Here is a 16,617-nt window from a genome sequence, read left to right on the forward strand (position 1 = left end):
CCTTTCAACACATCAGATCAAAGTCATACTTTAGGACTGATACCAGAGCCATGCAAGCCGTTTCAACTCGCAAAACCTGGGGTCCGAGGGTCACTGGATGAAGGCCTAGTTTGCTGAATTCTTGGACTTCGCCGTGAGAGAAGCCACCCTCGCTGCCTACAATAATCCAAACCTCTTTGATCCCTTGAGGATTTTCGGCTTTTACCTTGTTGATATATTCCTTGATGCTTAGAGTCGACGGACCCTCATAAGCGAATAGACCGACTTTGCCTTCGTTTCGGTTAATCAAACCTGAAACTTTCTCGAAAGGAATGGCAGGGCGAATAATCATCAGGTCGCCGCGACCCGATTGCTGGGTTGCAGAGCGGACAATCTTTTCCCAACGTTCGACCTTGTTGTCAGAAAGTTTATCTTCTTTACGAAGGAAGCTGAATTCGGAAAAGAACGGTTGAATGCTCTTCACGCCCATCTCCACAGCTTTTTCCATGATGGCGTCCATCACAGGGAAGCGGGAAATTGAAAGAGCGACATGGATGTGCGGTTCTTTCAAGGGCGGAATCGAGCGCTCTTCCAGAATCTGCGCCGTCGCGGATTTTTTGCTTACCTGAGTGACTTCGACAAAATATGCTTTGCTGTCTTCGGTGAGGACTTCAAATTTAGATCCGACATCCTGACGGCAGACATCGAAGATGTGGTGAAAGACATCGCCCGTGAAGTTCACTTGATTTTGGAAGAGATCTTTTTTTTCAATCCAATAGCGTCTCATGACTGAACCCAGTAACCGACCCATTCATCTTTTTCAAGACGACGAATAACAGTGAGGCCCGAGTTTTCCATGAACTTCTCGAAGAAGTGGTTGTCACGTTCCTCAAGAATTCCTGTCAGAAGCATGTGGCCGCCCGGTTTTAAAACGCGCAGAAGATCTTTTTTGATGTTGATTAGAACGCCATCGATGATGTTCGCGACGACAACATCGTATTGCTCGCGAATGTCTTCGATTTGTGTTTCAGGAATATCAATTTGTTCAAGGTGATTGAGCTTCACGTTTTCGCGCGCGACACGACGAGCTTCCGGATCAATCTCAATGCCTGTGACCAAGCCCATGCCGCTCATTTGCGCGAGCATTGCTAGAATCGCTGTACCTGTGCCGACATCGAGCATCGCCCAGTCAGCGATATTGTTTTTGTATTTCTCCGCGAGCTTGTGAATGAAGAACGCCATCATTTGCGTTGTCGCGTGCGTGCCGGTTCCGAACGCCATACCCGGATCGATATAGATCGCGTGCTTGCACTCTGCAGGCGGCTGCAACCAAGAAGGCACAACCCAGAAGTCGCCGACAAGTTTGAAAGGTTTGAATCCCTTTTTCCACTCTTCAAGCCAGTCTTTGGTTTCTTCTTCGAAGATGTGCCACTTGATATCGGGATTGTATTCAATCAAACCATCGAAGAATTGGCAGCCTGGGCGCTCTTGAAAAAACACGTCCATCTCATGCGCGCGAACGTGCAGAAGTTGCGGATCGTATGTGAGATCCGGCTGTGTAAAAGCCAAAGCCTCTGTAACTCCAGAGGCTCCGCATTCAAAGCAGTGTGTAGTGATGATGTCTTCAAGTTCAGCAGGAACCTGGCTTAAACGGATACGAAAATACGAAGTGTCACTCATAGGGGAGTGTTGTTACCAGAATCCGCCGTTTTTTCAAGGATTTCTCCAGCGGGAGCCGAAAGGAGGCTATCCGCTTTCACTTTTGCAGAATCTACAGGGCCCACTGTCACGGGAGCTTGAGGGGCGACCGTCACCGGGGGAGGGGACATCGGGGACGGAACAATTGGTGCCGCTGCCGCCAACGGAACAAACGTCGTTGTCGTCGTCGTCACGACAGTGGTTGTGCCCGCAGGCAAAGCTGTTTCAGAGGCTGTCTTACGAGGTTTTGGTTTGGAGTTGTCAATGAAAGACCCTTTAAGTTCGATACGATCGCCCGCCATAATGCCCGTTTGTTCAAGCATCGGAAGCTCATCGCGTGAAAGCAAGGTGAACTCGCGAGCTACGGCGACGCGATCATAGACGGCGATAATTTTAAGTTGTCCTACTGGGACGAGAATCTCGCCGACAGCGTTGGCTCCGCTGGCATCGCGAATGTTGATCTTACGAACGGCTGTCACCACCAGATTCTTTTTTAATCCGGAAGTGGGGCCGGCATTGATATAAAAATCTTTATAAACGGGATCGTCTTCAGCCATCGTGATGTTGCGGCGGACATCGACGATAGAGATGTCGGCGGCTTTAGATTCGTGTGTGAATCCAAACAGGATCATAAGAATCGCTGTGATCATCATAAGAAAACCCTTCCATGGTTTTTGAAATGACTACTACTTCGATCACTCTATCGGCTGTCTCAATTCGAAACTTAAGGTCGGTTGATGAAAAAGGTCCCACCGACTGGACTTGGGTTTAGCGCACGTTCATGCAGACGGCTTTGATGACAATGTTGGAGCTGGTGTCGGGTTTGTAGCAGCCGTAGGTGGTCTGGGTGAGGTCTGAGTTTAAGTTCATTGTGCCGGAGCCACTGGAGCAGGAACCCCCTGTGACGTATTTTCCTGCAGGACAAGTGGCGTAGTACCAGCCAGCAGCCGCACCGGCAGCTTGGTTGGCGACGACGATTTCGTGGCCGATTTTAATATTGCCTCCGCCCAGATCCAAACGTTCTGCGGGGGTTGCCGCGCCAATACCGACGTTGCCGTTTTGGTCTATTGTCATTCTGGTTACAGCTGTTGTCGTGCCGTTAGCGGCCGTCATAAATTGCAGCTTTCCGCCCTGTCCGCCCGCCGTGAAGTTTTCAGTGGCGAGTGCGCGAATGTTTGTTGAATAGCCGCTCCAATTATAAGTGGTGCCTGTGGCGCCGATGGATGCGAGGTTCATCAGTTCATCTCCGGATTGAACGGCCGCAGTCGTCGTGTAGTTGCCGCGCGCCTTTTGGAAGTACAACCAGTGGCCGTAGACCGTATTTTCGGCGCGCTCCAAATATGTCCAGTCTGTTTCAGCGCGAAGAGGATAATAAGTGAAGATGCTATCTGTGAAATCAATGATGGCCGTCCGTGAACCATTTGTTTTCGTATAAATAGAAAGACCAGAACCTTCTGCACCCGCAGTGTTGTCCCACATATAAGTACTAAGCTCCGCAGCATCGAAAGAACTCGAAGCAGAGTTAGTATCTTTGATATATAAAGAATTACTGACTTCGGCTGTACCACTGACGGCCAGTTTGCGCGAAGGACTTGTCGTGCCGATACCAACGTTACCGGCAGAAGTTATGCGCATTGTTTCGGTTTCATGACTTCCGTTCGCTCGCGTGTGAAAGGAAAGATATCCTGCGTAGTTTCCGGAAGTGGCGTTCTCTTTCCCGCCATGGATTCCAGAAAAAGTCCAAGCCGTGGCACTCCCATCTATTTTTCCTTGAAAGCCGATTCCGCCTCCGACACCTGCGGCCGTAGTGCTCGAATCAGTGGCGTGAATGTTCCAAAGATATTTTCCAGGAATGCCGATCAAAGTTCCTCGCGGCGGTCCATTTACTTCGAATTTGACGTTATCAGGCAGTACAGTGCCAATGCCAACGTTACCTGCAAAGTAAGACGGAGCCGTTGCATCGGTGGTGTAAATCGACCATTTGTTCGTTCCTTGCACACTGTCGACGTACACGCCATATGCATTCGTGATGGAACCGCTGCCGTTGTTTTTTATGCGCGAGTGAAAGCCCATTGCGTTCGTGATAATTCCCGAGGCGTCATTGTTAACTTCACCTTGAACACCAAGGGATGTTCCCACCGTGGCCGATGATTTATTGTAAGTACCTGACCACGAAGCAACGAGTTTGTTCAAAGTGTTTGAACCGTTGTGATGTGTGTAGTTGATTTGCGCCAAAATATCTCCCGTAATGGCGGCTGAGGTTCCGTCACTCTCGGCTCCGTTATACTGGCCGACAAAGGTGCTGGCGCTGGAACTTGTGGGTGCCGCCCACATGAAGTTGAATGAGGCTGCGACATTTCCGGCTGTGGTAGAATTAGAAGTTTTATTTACCTGCAGTCTATAACCGGGAGAGGCCGTGCCTATTCCGATGTCGCCGGCACTAGTGATTGTCATGCGTGCTGAATTGTTCGTCTCGAAGCTCAATGCTTGTCCATCGTTGGTACCGACGCTCACCGTGGCTCCCGTGGCGTTGCCTCCGTCTAAAACAGATCCGGCGGAAGAGGGGAGGAGGGCTGCGGGAATTTTTCCGGAACCATCAAGCTCCACAAGATTTCCAGAAGAGGTTCCGAAGTTTTTCGTCGCCGCCGTACCAAGACCGGTGACTTGCGTGTTGGCGATCGCGATCGTCGTACAAGCAAAAGAGTCCGTGATCGCATTCCAAGTCAAAGTTTTATCAGCCGTTGAGCACGAAGCTGGAACTTGCGCGGTTCCCGTGACAGTCGAACGCAATTGCCCCATACCGAAATATTGTGGTGCCCACTGAGACCCATCGTGAACTAAAACTTGTCCCGTCTGTGGTGTTGTTGCCGAAACGTTAACGCCGCGAATTTTATCGTCCGTGTTGGTATCCGTATCGTCTGCAGGCGCCCAGTTGGTACCGTTATACTTAAGAATTTTTCCGGAAGCGAGACCGGCCATATTCACAGAGACACCTTTGATCTTATCAACGCTCGTCGCACTTTGCGTTCCCGAGACATCACCGCTTAAATTTCCCGTAAAGCCTGCGGAGCTGCCTGAAATATTTCCGCTGACGTCACTCCCGTTCACAGCGGGCACAGTGCACTCAAAAGTTCCCGCGGGCGCGATATGTCGCAGATACTCTCCGGCTCCGCAAAGAGGCAGGCCTGATTTGAGAATAAAGTCGGCGGCGATATTCGTCCCGAGCTTTTGCGCGGACTGCGCATACTGAGCGTGCCCGGCAAAAGGCACGCTGCGAATTTCGCTATCCGGGCTGATGAGTTTCCAACCGGTGCCATCATAGAATTGAACTCTTAAGAGACGTTTATCGTCGGCGACGGGTGCATAGGTGCCGCCACCTTCGCAATTCAGCGTGACTGTGTTATCAAAAGCATCGAGAAGTTTGAATCCAGGATCTGCAGGATAATTTTTTGTACCCGTTCCGATAGGCACATCAAATACACCGGCAGAATTGCGCATATCAATTGACGAAGAAACTTCTTTATACAAAACGCAGGTGCCGGCGGGGTTGGTGACCGAAAATTCGAAACGCACTCCGTTGACTTCAAGAGGCAGCCCGTCGGAGTTTTTTATTCTTCCCTGGTAGGTTAAAGATCCTGGAACTGCGAAGGCTGTTGCAGTCCCAACAAGAGACATGAAAATAACCGAAACGTTCAAGGTTTTCATAATAAAAACTTATCGGTTTATTGCGAGTGATTCTACATATTACAAGGAAGAAAGGGCTCTCCAAGAGAGCGGGACGGCTTTAAAAACAAAAAATCTTCTCTCGCAGGAGAGAAGATTTTAAAAGCATTTTAGGAGTGAATAGATTTTAGTTGGAAACGATAGCCCCTTGAACAGAGCTATAGACTTTATAAGTGTTGTCTGAAGTCGTTTGTTCGATTCCCGACATATAGTTACCGACTGTGCTTTGCACGTGGTAAGTAACGCCGCCACCAGTGGCCGTTCCGGTTTGTGTCGAACCAGAGACAAGGCCTGTAGTTTTCGCAGGATCCTGGAACTTAATTGGAGAGAGTTCGGAAAGGTTTTGCAGGGATGCTTCCATCGAACAACCCGTAGCCAAGACTACTAGCGAAAGCAGAATTAGTTTTTTCACGTACAACCTCCGACATAAGACTTATCGGCCGAATTCAATGTTTTCCTAAGCGCTTATTGCGACGAAGCGGGAGCGCGCGTCTCACTTTGAGACTTCAAGTGCTTCATAAGTTCTTCGTTCTGTTTCTTCAATTCATCGTTTTGCTTTTGTAATGCGGCCATTTGGTTTTCAAGACGCTGCAGGCGATCTTCATGATTGTTGAACCATGACTTCACCTTGTTCTCGAAAGATGAAAACTTTTGAGTCAGTTGTTTGACCGAATTGATGATCATATATGTGAAAGCGGATGGGTCCACTTTGTAAATTTCAGATTCTGCTTTATCTGTTTTCTCGATCTTTGCTTTTTCCTTTTGCACCATATACGGCGCTATCGGAGCCAGCTCTTGCGCGATAACCCCGACGTACTGTTTGCCATCATCCACCGTGCCGCCTTTACCATTATAGCGGAACCAGACAGGATGAACTTTGAGGAGTTCATTCAGGCCGGGATTGAAATCTTTGATGTCGGTTTTAAGGCGACTGTCTGAAGTGGCTAACCACGAACCGCCTCCAGGCTTGTAAGCGTTACCGTCGGCGGAGAACGTAATACGCGCGCTCTGAGCTCCGCCCGATTTTGTGCTGATATAAACTTGGCCGCCTTCAATCTCGTTCGTAATAGAAAGTTCATTGGTGCCGGCTGCTCCATAACCGATCCACGCGGAGCGCAGTGTCGGCGCTGCTGTTCGTGCATAAAATTGCATATAAGTGTGATCACTGGTTCCCGCTTTCAGAGTCAATCCGCCGGCGCCGATCGTGTTTTCACCGATAGTGACTCCACCCATAGATGAAACCGACATAATCGCTGTTCCCGATCCCAGGTTTCCATTATAAAGGCGAAGAGCTCTTACTCCTGCAGTGACTTCGTTGACCCAGTGGAAGTTTTGCGAAGCTGTCGCATCACTACCCATTTGAAATGATGAATAAGCGGAAGCTCCCGTGCCCGAACTACCGATATGCAAGTTCGCAAGAGGCGCATTTGTATTTACGCCAAGTTTGCCTGCGAAATAGTTCGGAGCGGTGGCATCGGCTTGATAGAGACCCCATTTTGAGGTTCCTGTGACGTTATCGATGTAAACGCCATAACCTGTTGTGACGGTTCCTCCGCCGGTGTTGGATAGACTAAAATAACCAGCCTTTGCGTTGCCAATGGTTCCTGTGGAGGTATTTAAAACGGCGCCATAAATGCCGATAGCACTATTTATTGTTCCCGCTGATTTCAAATAGACATCCGCGGTGGTTCCAGTTGCGCCATTAATTGTTCCGGTTTGACCTGCACTTGCTTCGATGCGATTCACAGCTCCGTAAAGAGTGCCTGTAAAGTTATAAGCAGAGCTAGGGGCAATCGTCGACCATGAGCCATGCAAGTTCGCTGTAACATCCGCCGCGGGTGTTGGGATGCTGTTAAAGCGTCCCACGACAGTTGTCGCTGCATTGGTTGTCAGAACATCGAGTTGTGCCGTCGGGGTTGTATCTCCGATACCCACAAGACCATTGGCATCAATACGCATGCGTTCGTTGCTTGCGGTGTTTGTAGCAAATCTTATCGGAGTATTTGTATAAGTATCGATCAAGAGACCGTGCGAAGAATTTGACTCAATAAAAGTGAGTGTGCTTGAAGCAGTTTGGCCCCACGTTCCCATGGTAATGCTATTTGTTCCGGCTGTGGCAGCGACTCCTGCGCCGCCGGTAGCATCTGTGTTTTTATTATGTATACGTTTGAATGCGCCAGCCGCCGTTGAGTAAACCTCGAGGAGGTCGGTTGGATTTGTATTGCCAATACCGACGTTGCCGTTTGCAAGAATCGTCATTTTTGTGGATGAGTTAGTTTCAAATTGAAGAGCAAAGTTGTCATTTGTGCCAAGAGTCGCATTGGCTGCAAAAGAGTTACCGCCATTGAGGAAGACGGACCCGTTTGCGAATGAGGTACAAGTCATCATTCCTGTGGCATCGAACGTTAAGAGCTGTCCCGTTGCACAGTTAAAAGCAGTCACGGCGCTTCCGGTGCCGTTTGAAGCAAGAAGTCTGTTGGCGGTGAGGGATGTTGCTCCGGTACCACCTTTAGAAACTGGAACTGCAGAAGGGAAGTTGGCAGGGTCCACGCTGATCGATCCGGCAGAGACCGCAATACCTGCACCGACTTGCACAGCCCCTTTTGTTGTTGTTGTCGCATCATCAATTGAAATCACCGGTGTTGATGTTCCGGTCGCAACGGAAATCGGTGCTGTCCCAGAAACGCTCGTCACAGTTCCGTTTGTTGGAGTGATCCACTGAAGTCCTGAAGGCTGAGCTGAGTTTATTAATATCACCATAATCAAGAGTCACAGCACCTGTTTTCGTCGCTACAGAAGAAACGGGGAAAGCGATCGCAGAATTCGCTGCTGCCGTTAAACGCCCTTGCGCGTCCACGGTGAATGTTCCAACTTGCGTTGTTGAGCCATAAGAACCCGCAGTCACAGAAGTATTCGCAAGAGAAATAGTTCCAGTAGAAGTAATTGGTCCGCCACTAAGGCCCGTGCCCGTCGCGATATTCGTAACAGTACCACCCGCATTCGAATCACTAGCAGGAGCCCATTTCGTTCCATCGTATTTCAAAACCTGGCCGGAAGTTAAACCCGTCGTATCAACATCCACGCCTTTAATCTTATTCACAGACACTGCACCGATAGTTCCGCTCACATCACCCGCAACGGAAACATTGATCGCCTGACATTGGAAAGATCCCGAAACAGAATTCCAGTAAGGCGTTTGATGGGCCGCACAGTTCCCACTTCCCACAGCGGTATTAAAGGCCGCCACAGTATGATAGTTATTGAGAGTCGTATTTAAATTACTAACGTCACTCATCGCAATGGCGGACCCTGTCCATTGTGCTCCATCGAACTTCATGAAGTGACCCGAAGTCGGAGCACCCGATGAAACGTTCACGCCTTGAATTTTTGCAACTGTGGGGTTTGGATAAGATCCACTAAGATCTCCGCTTGCAGAACCTGTTGGAGGGCGAGCGTCCGTGAAACGCGCATCATTCCCGGCAGCCACAGTTCCTGCCGTCGTGCCGACAGAAACTCCAAGAGTAGGGATGGAAGCCGTACCGCCTTTTGTGAGGGGAGCCGCGACATTGATGTCTGCCACCATGCCTGCTCCACCGGCATCGTTTTGACAGGCGAAGTTTGTTCCGTCGAAAGTCAGATACTGTCCTGGTGAACAACTCGTCACCGCATTCTTTAATACGAAGTCAGAAGGAAGTTTGTCGCCGATTTTTTCCGCTGACTGTGCATAAGCAGAAAACGGAACGGTACGGATTTCATTCGGGGGATCAATGACTTTCCATCCGCTTCCATCGTGAAATTGCACTTTCAAAAGACGAGAATCTCCAGACACCGGCGTATACGTCGATCCGCCATAACAATTTTGTGTCACCGAGTTGTTAAAAGCATCGAGAAGAGTAAAGAGAGGATCGACCGGAAAAAGTTTCGTTCCGCTTCCGATAGGAACATCGAACACGCCCTTCGAACTTTGCATGTTGATTCCATCTTTTTGCTCTCGGTAAATAACGCAAGTTCCATTGGGATTCGTGATTTCAAAAAGAAAACTGACGTTGTTATATTCCAACGTTGTTCCATCAGATTTGATGATACGGCCTTGATACGTGAAGTATTTAGGCGCAGCCATAGAAAGACTGTCCCAAAATAAGACAAGAAGAAGCAGTAACGTTCCAGTTCTCATAGGGAACTTTTCGGAGCAACGCCCACTCTACTAGAGACCCTCTTGACCGAAACTTGCTCGCATCCAAATAAAGTGTCTCAAATTGGCTTTCCTGTTTAATTCTTAATCAAACCCTCGCCCTTAGTCCTCACCCAAACGCTCTTAACCCCTGGCGTACCCATTGCATTTATTTCAAACGATGTAAAAGGGATGTATATGAGAGGCGTATTCTTAGCGCTGGCGCTCGTCTTAACGGGCTATTTTGTAGATTTTTTTAAAAATAGAATTCGACGTAAATACTTTGATGCTACTGAAGGCGAAAAAACTGAAGTGGCACCATCTGTAAAGCAAATCTTTGGTGACGAGGGTTTATATGAGTAGATTGAAGATTTTAATCTCACTAACCGTAATGTTAAGCAGTGTCTCTCACGCGTGGATTGTGAAAGGAAATGGATCTATTCAAAAAGGCACTAGGTATATTAGTGTCGAAGAATGTTCTGATAGCTTATATCAAAAATTGAGTACTTTTCAGTCAGCAACGGATGCGGCTTGCATGCATGGGCGAACCGATGTTGAATTTCAGAACTGCGTAATTAGTCAGGCTTCACGTTTCAAAGACAATCTGAGTTTGGCCGGATATTTTTGTTCAAAAGGTGAAGTTAGAAGCGTAGTGCAACAATGTACATTAGATCTGTGGAGATTTTTTAAAACGAGAGATAACGGTAATTATCCTGATTTTGATTATCGAACTTATGCCCTGGATCTTTGTAAAGGCAGTGTAAATATCCAATACGCAAGCTGTGTAAAGGAGCTTTACTCTAAGGGTGGCCAGGTTATTTCGGATAATTATTTATATACGGATGCAAACCGCCTTTGCCGAAGCTCGACAAATCGTCAAATGAATGACTGTATCATCGATTTATACGATAAGGGACAGTCAGGCGAAGACGCCGCAAGAATATGTATTGAAAAACATGATCCTGTCATTAAAGCTCGCAAAGAAGCCGAACGTCGCGCAGCTGAGCAACGTCGTATCGAGGCGGAGCGCCGTGCTGCTGAACAAAGAGCGGCGGAGCAGCGTCGTCAGGCAGAATTGAGACGTCAAGAAGAGGCGAAGCGCATTGCGGAAGAACAGCGTCGTAAGGACGAAGCTCGCCGAGCAGAGGAACAACGCAAATTAGACGAACAACGCAGACAAAATGAGCAAGGACGTGCGCAGGAAGATCAGCGCCGTAAAGACGAAGAGCGCCGTCGCCAAGAAGAGATTCGTAGACAAGATGAAGCTCGTAGACAAGACGAGATCCGCAAGCAAGATGAAGTGCGCAGACAGCAACAAGAAGAAGCGCGTAGAAAAGAAGAAGAGCGCAAGCGCCAGGAAGAGCAGCAAAAACAACAGCAGCCTTCAACGCCTTCCACTCCGTCGGATTCAGAGGGCGGTGTGATCGTGGATCTTCCAAACTTCGAGTAAGGAAGTCATTGAGTCAAAAAAACAAAACCCACAACCGAAATTCAGTTGTGGGTTTTTTATTTCCGGTGCCGCTGTAATTCTCAAGCGGGTTTGTTTCCAGTTGCAGAGATTATTTTTTATCAAACAATCGCGCGTACAGACGCATAAAGCGTACGGTCTTCGCGATCATGTTATCATTCGTCTCTTCGTGCAGAATGCGATCAAAGAAAAACACACCATCCATATAGGTATCGATCTGCTGACAGATCTCCTCGATAGTTATCGTTCCAAGGTTTAATTTCCCCGCATTCGCAAGACGAGTGACTCGCTCCACTAAGTGCGGATCGATTTGCAAAGGAATCGTTTCGCGCACGCGACGTTTAAACTTTTTATCGACAAGCGCTTGTGAAAAAACGATGCGCGCGAAATCTTCGTGCATGCAGCCCTGATTCACTCTGTTCTTTACATAGTGCTCAAGCTCATCGGCTAAAGTTTCTTGAGGCTCGTAGGGGAGGGCTTCCTGAACAACTTCCTCGATAAATCTTTCGATAATGGCGACAAGCAGGCCTTCTTTTCCGTCGAAGTAGCGGCCGATGAGGGACTCATTGACGTCAGCTTTTTTTGCGATCTCTTTTGTCGTCGCACCATTAAAGCCGTGCTTCGAGAAGACCTCAAGGCCCGCTTGAATAAGGCGCTCCTCAGACGCAGAACGATCCCTTTTTTTGCCCTTAACGTGAGCTGGACTTACGTCCTTTTGGGTTTTGCTGTGAGATGTTTCCGTCATGAAAACCTCCTGAGAATACTATAAATACCTGAAAATGCTTATCTTTATATAATGTATCATAAGGCCGATGGTACAGCAAGAAAGTAATTGATTGCATACTTAAGTGGTTTCGGTTAGGTTAAGTATGTAAGCGATTACATAATGGAGAATCCGATGAAACGAGCTGATGTCCTAAATGTGTGTAGTTTGTCGCTCATCCTCGCGGCGACCCTGATAGGGAATTCCGCCTCTGCGATAAGCCTTAATGAATATTTAAATCAAGTGAAGCAAGAAAGTTTGGGCTATAAAGCGAGCGCTGAGCAGTCTGAAGCGTCTCAATTAAAGTCTCGCGAAGCGGATCTTTTCTTTACTCCGCGTCTTTTCGCTGATGCGCGAATTGGACACGACGGGAAAGAGCAATTTGCTTCTGCAATTACATACGATCGCTTGAAAACACAAAACTATTCATTAGGTGTTTCTCAAGACTTCAGCTTTGGTCTGCAGACCAAATTATCTTATGCCATGGATCGTATTGAAGTCGAAGGCGCGACTCTTCCCGCGGGAATGTCCAATAGTTTTTGGACGGCGACTCCGACATTAGAATTGTCCATGCCTTTGTGGGCGAACGGTTTTGGCCGTTCCGCGCGTGCGAATGAAGAACTGACTCGCCAGCAAAACGTTGCTGAACAATTCGGCGCGGATGCTCAAGCGCAAGGAACATTGGTCGAGGCCGAGGCCGCTTATTGGACTCTCGCTTCGGCGCAAGAACTCGTGCAAGTGCAAAAGAGAGCTCTTACGCAAGCACAAAGCATTCTGTCTTATGTGACTCGCAAAGCGAAAATGAACTTGGGAGAAAATGCGGACGTCCTTCAAGCCAAAGCGATGGTAGAGGCCGTTACTTTTCAAGTGCAAATAGCAGAGACGCAAGAAAAAGCGGCTCGCCGTGCGTTTAATACTTTTATTAATAAAGAGGCAGAGACTCCGGTGTCTGCTCTTGAAGGTATCAACTATGGAGCTCTTGAGAAAGTTCCTGTACCGACGCAAAGACCCGGCGATCGTTACGATGTGAAAGCGGCAGGAGCCCAAGCACAGCTTGCTCAAGCTTCAGCGCAACTCACAGCTGAAAGAAACAAACCCAGTTTGGATCTTTACGGGAGTTACGCTTTGAACGGGCGTGATGAAGAGTTCAACGAAGCGATGAAGAATGCAGGTAAGACAGAGCACGACACGGCTTATGTCGGCGTGCGTTTTTCGATGCCTTTGAATCTTTCCGCAACGTCAGATGTAAAGTCTGGTGCTTTAAAAGCCAGTCGGGCCGCTGAACTCTCTTATGAAAGCAAGAAGTTCAATCAAGAGCAAGAATGGACAAATCTTGTGCAACAAATGAGTGAAGCAAAAGAAAGTCTTCGTTTGGCGACGAACATCGTGAATGCGCAAAAAGCCAAACTTGAAAACGAAAGAGGACGTCTGCGCCAAGGAAGAACAACGACATATCAGGTTCTTCTTTTCGAACAAGACTTCTCGCAATCTGAAGTAAACCGCGTTCAAGCGGCTGCTCAGATTCTTGGATTACAAGCAAGAGTTAAACTTTACCAAGCCTCTGTTGAAGGAGGAAACTAACCATGAGCTTACCTAAAATATCCATTAGCAGACCGATCTTTATTACGTGCGTGACGATCGCCCTCGTGGTGGTTGGATGGGCCTCGTTCAAATCTATGAGCGTGGACTTATTCCCTGACGTCAGTATCCCGGTTGTCACAGTGCAAACGACTTATCAAGGTGCGGGTCCTTCTGAGATCGAAACTTTGGTGAGCCGTCCTATCGAGGAAGAAGTCAGTACCATCTCTGGTATCAAACGTTTGACTTCAAAAAGTTTGGAAGGTGTTTCGCAAGTTATCGTTGAATTTAACAGCAGCGTTGACGTGAAGTACGCCGAACAACAAGTTCGCGATAAAGTAAATATCGCAAAACCAAAACTTCCCGATGAAGTCGACGATCCAGTGATCAAAAAGTTCGACCCCTCAGACACTCCCATCATCATGGTGTCATTGACCGCGAATGGATTGGGAGACGCCCAACTATTCGATATCGCAGACCAGTTCATCAAGCCTCGTTTGGAACAAGTGAACAACGTCGGTGCGATCGAGATTTTCGGGGGCCGCGAAAGGGAAGTTCACGTTCTTTTGGATCGTAAAAAATTAAAAGCGCGCGAAATTTCTGTCAGCCAAGTTGCCGGTCAAGTCGGTGCTTCGGGTGAGAATATTCCGAGCGGTAAAGTGGAACAAGGCGGGAAAGAACTTGTGTTCCGTGGTTTAGGTGAATTTAAAACCGTTCCTGAGATTGCAGACACTCTCGTAAACCTCTACGGAAACGAGGTTCCTACGCGTGTTGCAGATCTGGGAACGGTTGTAGATACATTGGAGGATGAAAAGTCCCGTGCCTTCGTGAACGGTGACAAAGCGCTTTTCTTGCAAGTCTATCGTCAATCGGGCTCTAACACTGTCAGAGTAGCGGACGACGTTATTAAACAACTCGAAAAGTTGAAGCCTGAGCTTGCAAAAATGGAGGGTGCTCCCCAAGTTCAACTTGTTACGAATGCTTCTACAAAAATTAAGAACAATATTTATGACGTGAACGAAACGATCATTATCGGTATCGTTTTGACAATCATCACGGTGTTCTTCTTCTTGGGAAGTGCGCGATCAACATTTATTACGGCCCTTTCCTTGCCGATTTCATTGATCGGTGCCTTCATGATTATGAAGGTTGCGGGCTTCTCGATTAACATCGTATCCATGTTGGCTTTGACTTTGGCCGTGGGTCTTTTGATCGACGACGCGATCGTGGTTATCGAAAACATCTACCGTCGTATGGAACTGGGTGAAGATTCACTCACTGCCGCGGAAAAAGGTACGACCGAGATCCAAATGGCGGTCATGGCCATCACTCTTGTGGTGATCGCGGTGTTCGTGCCGGTTGGTACGATGTCTGGCACCATCGGTCAGTTCTTGAAACAGTTCGGTATGACCGTTGTGTTCTCGATGATGATCAGCTGGTTCGTGGCGATGACGATCATTCCAATGCTGACAGCCTACTTCGGTGGCGAAGGCCACGGAGCGCATAGCAATCATCATAAACCAGCGTCGTTGTACGATAAAACTTTGGGTCGTCTTGTAAAAGGTTTCGACCGTTTCCAAGCATGGCTTGAGAAAATCTACGAAAAGCTTCTGCGTGTGACTCTTCGTCATCCCTTGATGACGATCGGAGCGACGTTCATGGTGTTCGTGCTAAGTATTTACACGGTGACGAAAGTTCCAGGGGCGTTTATCACGGACGACGATGCCGGTGAGTTTACTGTAACTCTTGAAATGCAACCGGGCACAAGCTTGGACGGTATGAACAAAGTCGGTGATGAGGTAGATAAAATCATCCGCGCAAACCCTGAAGTGGATTACACTGCGATGATCATCGGAAGTCTTTACGGGGAGTCGAATAAATCGAACTTCTACGTCAAGATGAAAGAAGGCAAAGCTCGTAACGGTTACACAACAGAAGCGTTCCGCGATAAGATCCGTCAACAATTGGCAGGTTTCGCTGCAACAGCAAATCCTGTTGTGAAAGAGTACGATGCGACAGGTGGTATGGGTGGACAGCCGTTTACTTTGAATATCATCTCTGCCGATCCTCAAGAGCTTGAAGCGGCCGCAACGAAGGTTCTTGCCAAACTCAAAGCGGATCCTCGTTTGACAGACGTGGATACGAACTTCCGTCCCGGTAAACCCGAGATGCAAGTTCACTTGAAGTCGGGCGCTGCCAAACTTTATGGTATCAACACGAAAACAATGGGTGGAGAGCTTCGTGCGCAAGTAGAAGGTCTGACTCCAGCGAAGTTCCGTGAAAAAGGTCGTGAGTATGAAGTGCGCGTGCGTTTGATGCCAGAGCAACGTGACCTTAAAGAAAGCTTCAACCAGGTTTACGTTCCGAACGTGAATGGAAAACTGGTGCGCTTGTCTGACGTCGCAACAGGGGATTTGGCTTCAGGTCCTGCATCAATTGAGCGTCAAGACCGCGGTCGTTACATTCAAATCACTGCGGGTGTTGCGCCAGGTGCGGGCTTAAGTGAAGTCGTGAATGATACGGTAAAAATGATGACGACAGGTGAAACAGCATTCCCTTCGAGCGTGCGTTTCTCTTGGGGTGGTGACGCGGAAAACATGCAAGAGTTGGCGACTTCAACGGTTCTTGCGTTGGGCTTTGCGATCATGTTCATCTACTTGATCCTTTCGAGCTTGTATGAGTCTTTCATCACGCCAATCACGATCATGGTGGCGTTGCCACTGGCTCTGTGCGGTGCTTTCCTTGGATTGTTCTTGATGAGCGAAACAATGACGATCTTTGCGATCTTCGGTTTCTTCATGTTGATCGGGGTTGCCGGTAAAAACGGTATCTTGCTTGTCGACTACACAAGACAAATGATGGCGGCAGGCAAAGAAAGAGGCGAAGCCTTGGTTGAAGCGGGTAAAACGCGTCTTCGTCCGATCTTGATGACGTCGTTCGCGTTGATCGCAGGTACATTGCCTGTTGCGATCGGTTTGAACGAAGCTTCGAAATCTCGTACGGCGATGGGTGTTGCGATTATCGGCGGTATGATTTCTTCGACAATTCTGACTTTGATTGTCGTACCAGCGGTATTTACATACGTAGATCGTTTTAGAATTTGGGCAAATAACATTGGTGCGAAATTCACATCCACAAAGAAAAAAGACCAACAGGTCGTTGTAGAAGTGAGATCTCCAGCAGCTCCTGATGAAGCTACGGGTGATTACGCATTAACAACATCCGAGAGTTAATAAG

General features: G+C 48.2%; 11 protein-coding genes and 1 pseudogene. 4 read left to right on the forward strand and 8 right to left on the reverse strand.

The features are described from left to right. Window positions 1–4 precede the first annotated feature (4 nt). From QJS83_RS04725 to QJS83_RS17470, 7 genes and pseudogenes are all read right to left on the reverse strand, one after another. Window positions 5–766: an RsmE family RNA methyltransferase gene (locus QJS83_RS04725; protein ID WP_284607962.1), complete on the reverse strand. Its 762-nt coding sequence runs from the start codon at window positions 764–766 to the stop codon at window positions 5–7. Next, entirely contained in the window at window positions 763–1,659 is an 897-nt protein-coding gene (locus QJS83_RS04730) for a 50S ribosomal protein L11 methyltransferase (protein WP_284607965.1), read from the reverse strand. Before QJS83_RS04730 ends, QJS83_RS04725 begins: the two co-directional genes overlap by 4 nt. Then, entirely contained in the window at window positions 1,656–2,330 is a 675-nt protein-coding gene (locus tag QJS83_RS04735; RefSeq protein WP_284607966.1) for a hypothetical protein, read from the reverse strand. Before QJS83_RS04735 ends, QJS83_RS04730 begins: the two co-directional genes overlap by 4 nt. Before the next feature lie 115 nt (window positions 2,331–2,445). Beyond that, the gene (locus tag QJS83_RS04740) at window positions 2,446–5,382 is read right to left on the reverse strand and encodes a hypothetical protein (RefSeq protein ID WP_284607967.1); all 2,937 of its coding nucleotides are present in this window, start codon (window positions 5,380–5,382) and stop codon (window positions 2,446–2,448) included. Between the two features lie 145 nt (window positions 5,383–5,527). Continuing rightward, the gene (locus QJS83_RS04745; RefSeq protein ID WP_284607968.1) at window positions 5,528–5,812 is read right to left on the reverse strand and encodes a hypothetical protein; all 285 of its coding nucleotides are present in this window, start codon (window positions 5,810–5,812) and stop codon (window positions 5,528–5,530) included. Between the two features lie 53 nt (window positions 5,813–5,865). After that, complete coding sequence (locus tag QJS83_RS17465; RefSeq protein ID WP_470287791.1) at window positions 5,866–7,659, reverse strand: tail fiber domain-containing protein; 1,794 nt, start codon at window positions 7,657–7,659, stop codon at window positions 5,866–5,868. 6 nt (window positions 7,660–7,665) lie between these two features. Continuing rightward, window positions 7,666–9,574 (reverse strand): annotated as a pseudogene (locus QJS83_RS17470) (tail fiber domain-containing protein); the annotation flags it as partial. Between the two features lie 195 nt (window positions 9,575–9,769). Between QJS83_RS17470 and QJS83_RS04755 the strand changes: the two are divergent. Both QJS83_RS04755 and QJS83_RS04760 read left to right on the forward strand, forming a co-directional pair. Next, complete coding sequence (locus tag QJS83_RS04755) at window positions 9,770–9,934, forward strand: hypothetical protein (RefSeq protein WP_284607969.1); 165 nt, start codon at window positions 9,770–9,772, stop codon at window positions 9,932–9,934. Between the two features lie 517 nt (window positions 9,935–10,451). Further along, a complete protein-coding gene (locus QJS83_RS04760) occupies window positions 10,452–11,021 on the forward strand; it encodes a hypothetical protein (protein WP_284607971.1) in 570 nt (189 codons plus the stop codon). Window positions 11,022–11,130: 109 nt separating this feature from the next. Here QJS83_RS04760 and QJS83_RS04765 read toward each other — a convergent pair whose 3' ends face one another. After that, window positions 11,131–11,784 (reverse strand): TetR/AcrR family transcriptional regulator, encoded by a 654-nt coding sequence (locus QJS83_RS04765; protein WP_284607972.1) that lies wholly within the window; start codon window positions 11,782–11,784, stop codon window positions 11,131–11,133. A gap of 261 nt (window positions 11,785–12,045) precedes the next feature. Here QJS83_RS04765 and QJS83_RS04770 point away from each other — a divergent pair, with 261 nt between their 5' ends. Further along, window positions 12,046–13,383, forward strand: a complete 1,338-nt coding sequence (locus tag QJS83_RS04770) for a TolC family protein (protein ID WP_350159268.1) — start codon at window positions 12,046–12,048, stop codon at window positions 13,381–13,383. 2 nt (window positions 13,384–13,385) lie between these two features. Next, window positions 13,386–16,613 carry an efflux RND transporter permease subunit gene (locus tag QJS83_RS04775; RefSeq protein WP_284607975.1) on the forward strand — a complete coding sequence of 1,076 codons (3,228 nt, stop codon included), beginning with the start codon at window positions 13,386–13,388 and terminating at the stop codon, window positions 16,611–16,613. The last annotated feature ends 4 nt before the right edge of the window (window positions 16,614–16,617 follow it).

Origin of the sequence: Bdellovibrio sp. 22V (genome assembly GCF_030169785.1) — a bacterium.
Lineage (GTDB): Bacteria > Bdellovibrionota > Bdellovibrionia > Bdellovibrionales > Bdellovibrionaceae > Bdellovibrio.

Bases quoted from the DNA above. Each gene is read 5' to 3' on its own strand.
- QJS83_RS04725 (WP_284607962.1), bottom strand. From the start codon at position 766: ATGAGACGCTATTGGATTGAAAAAAAAGATCTCTTCCAAAATCAAGTG.
- QJS83_RS04730 (WP_284607965.1), bottom strand. From the start codon at position 1,659: ATGAGTGACACTTCGTATTTTCGTATCCGTTTAAGCCAGGTTCCTGCT.
- QJS83_RS04735 (WP_284607966.1), bottom strand. From the start codon at position 2,330: ATGATGATCACAGCGATTCTTATGATCCTGTTTGGATTCACACACGAA.
- QJS83_RS04740 (WP_284607967.1), bottom strand. From the start codon at position 5,382: ATGAAAACCTTGAACGTTTCGGTTATTTTCATGTCTCTTGTTGGGACT.
- QJS83_RS17465 (WP_470287791.1), bottom strand. From the start codon at position 7,659: ATGACGATTCTTGCAAACGGCAACGTCGGTATTGGCAATACAAATCCA.
- QJS83_RS04755 (WP_284607969.1), top strand. From the start codon at position 9,770: ATGAGAGGCGTATTCTTAGCGCTGGCGCTCGTCTTAACGGGCTATTTT.
- QJS83_RS04760 (WP_284607971.1), top strand. From the start codon at position 10,452: ATGAATGACTGTATCATCGATTTATACGATAAGGGACAGTCAGGCGAA.
- QJS83_RS04765 (WP_284607972.1), bottom strand. From the start codon at position 11,784: ATGACGGAAACATCTCACAGCAAAACCCAAAAGGACGTAAGTCCAGCT.
- QJS83_RS04775 (WP_284607975.1), top strand. From the start codon at position 13,386: ATGAGCTTACCTAAAATATCCATTAGCAGACCGATCTTTATTACGTGC.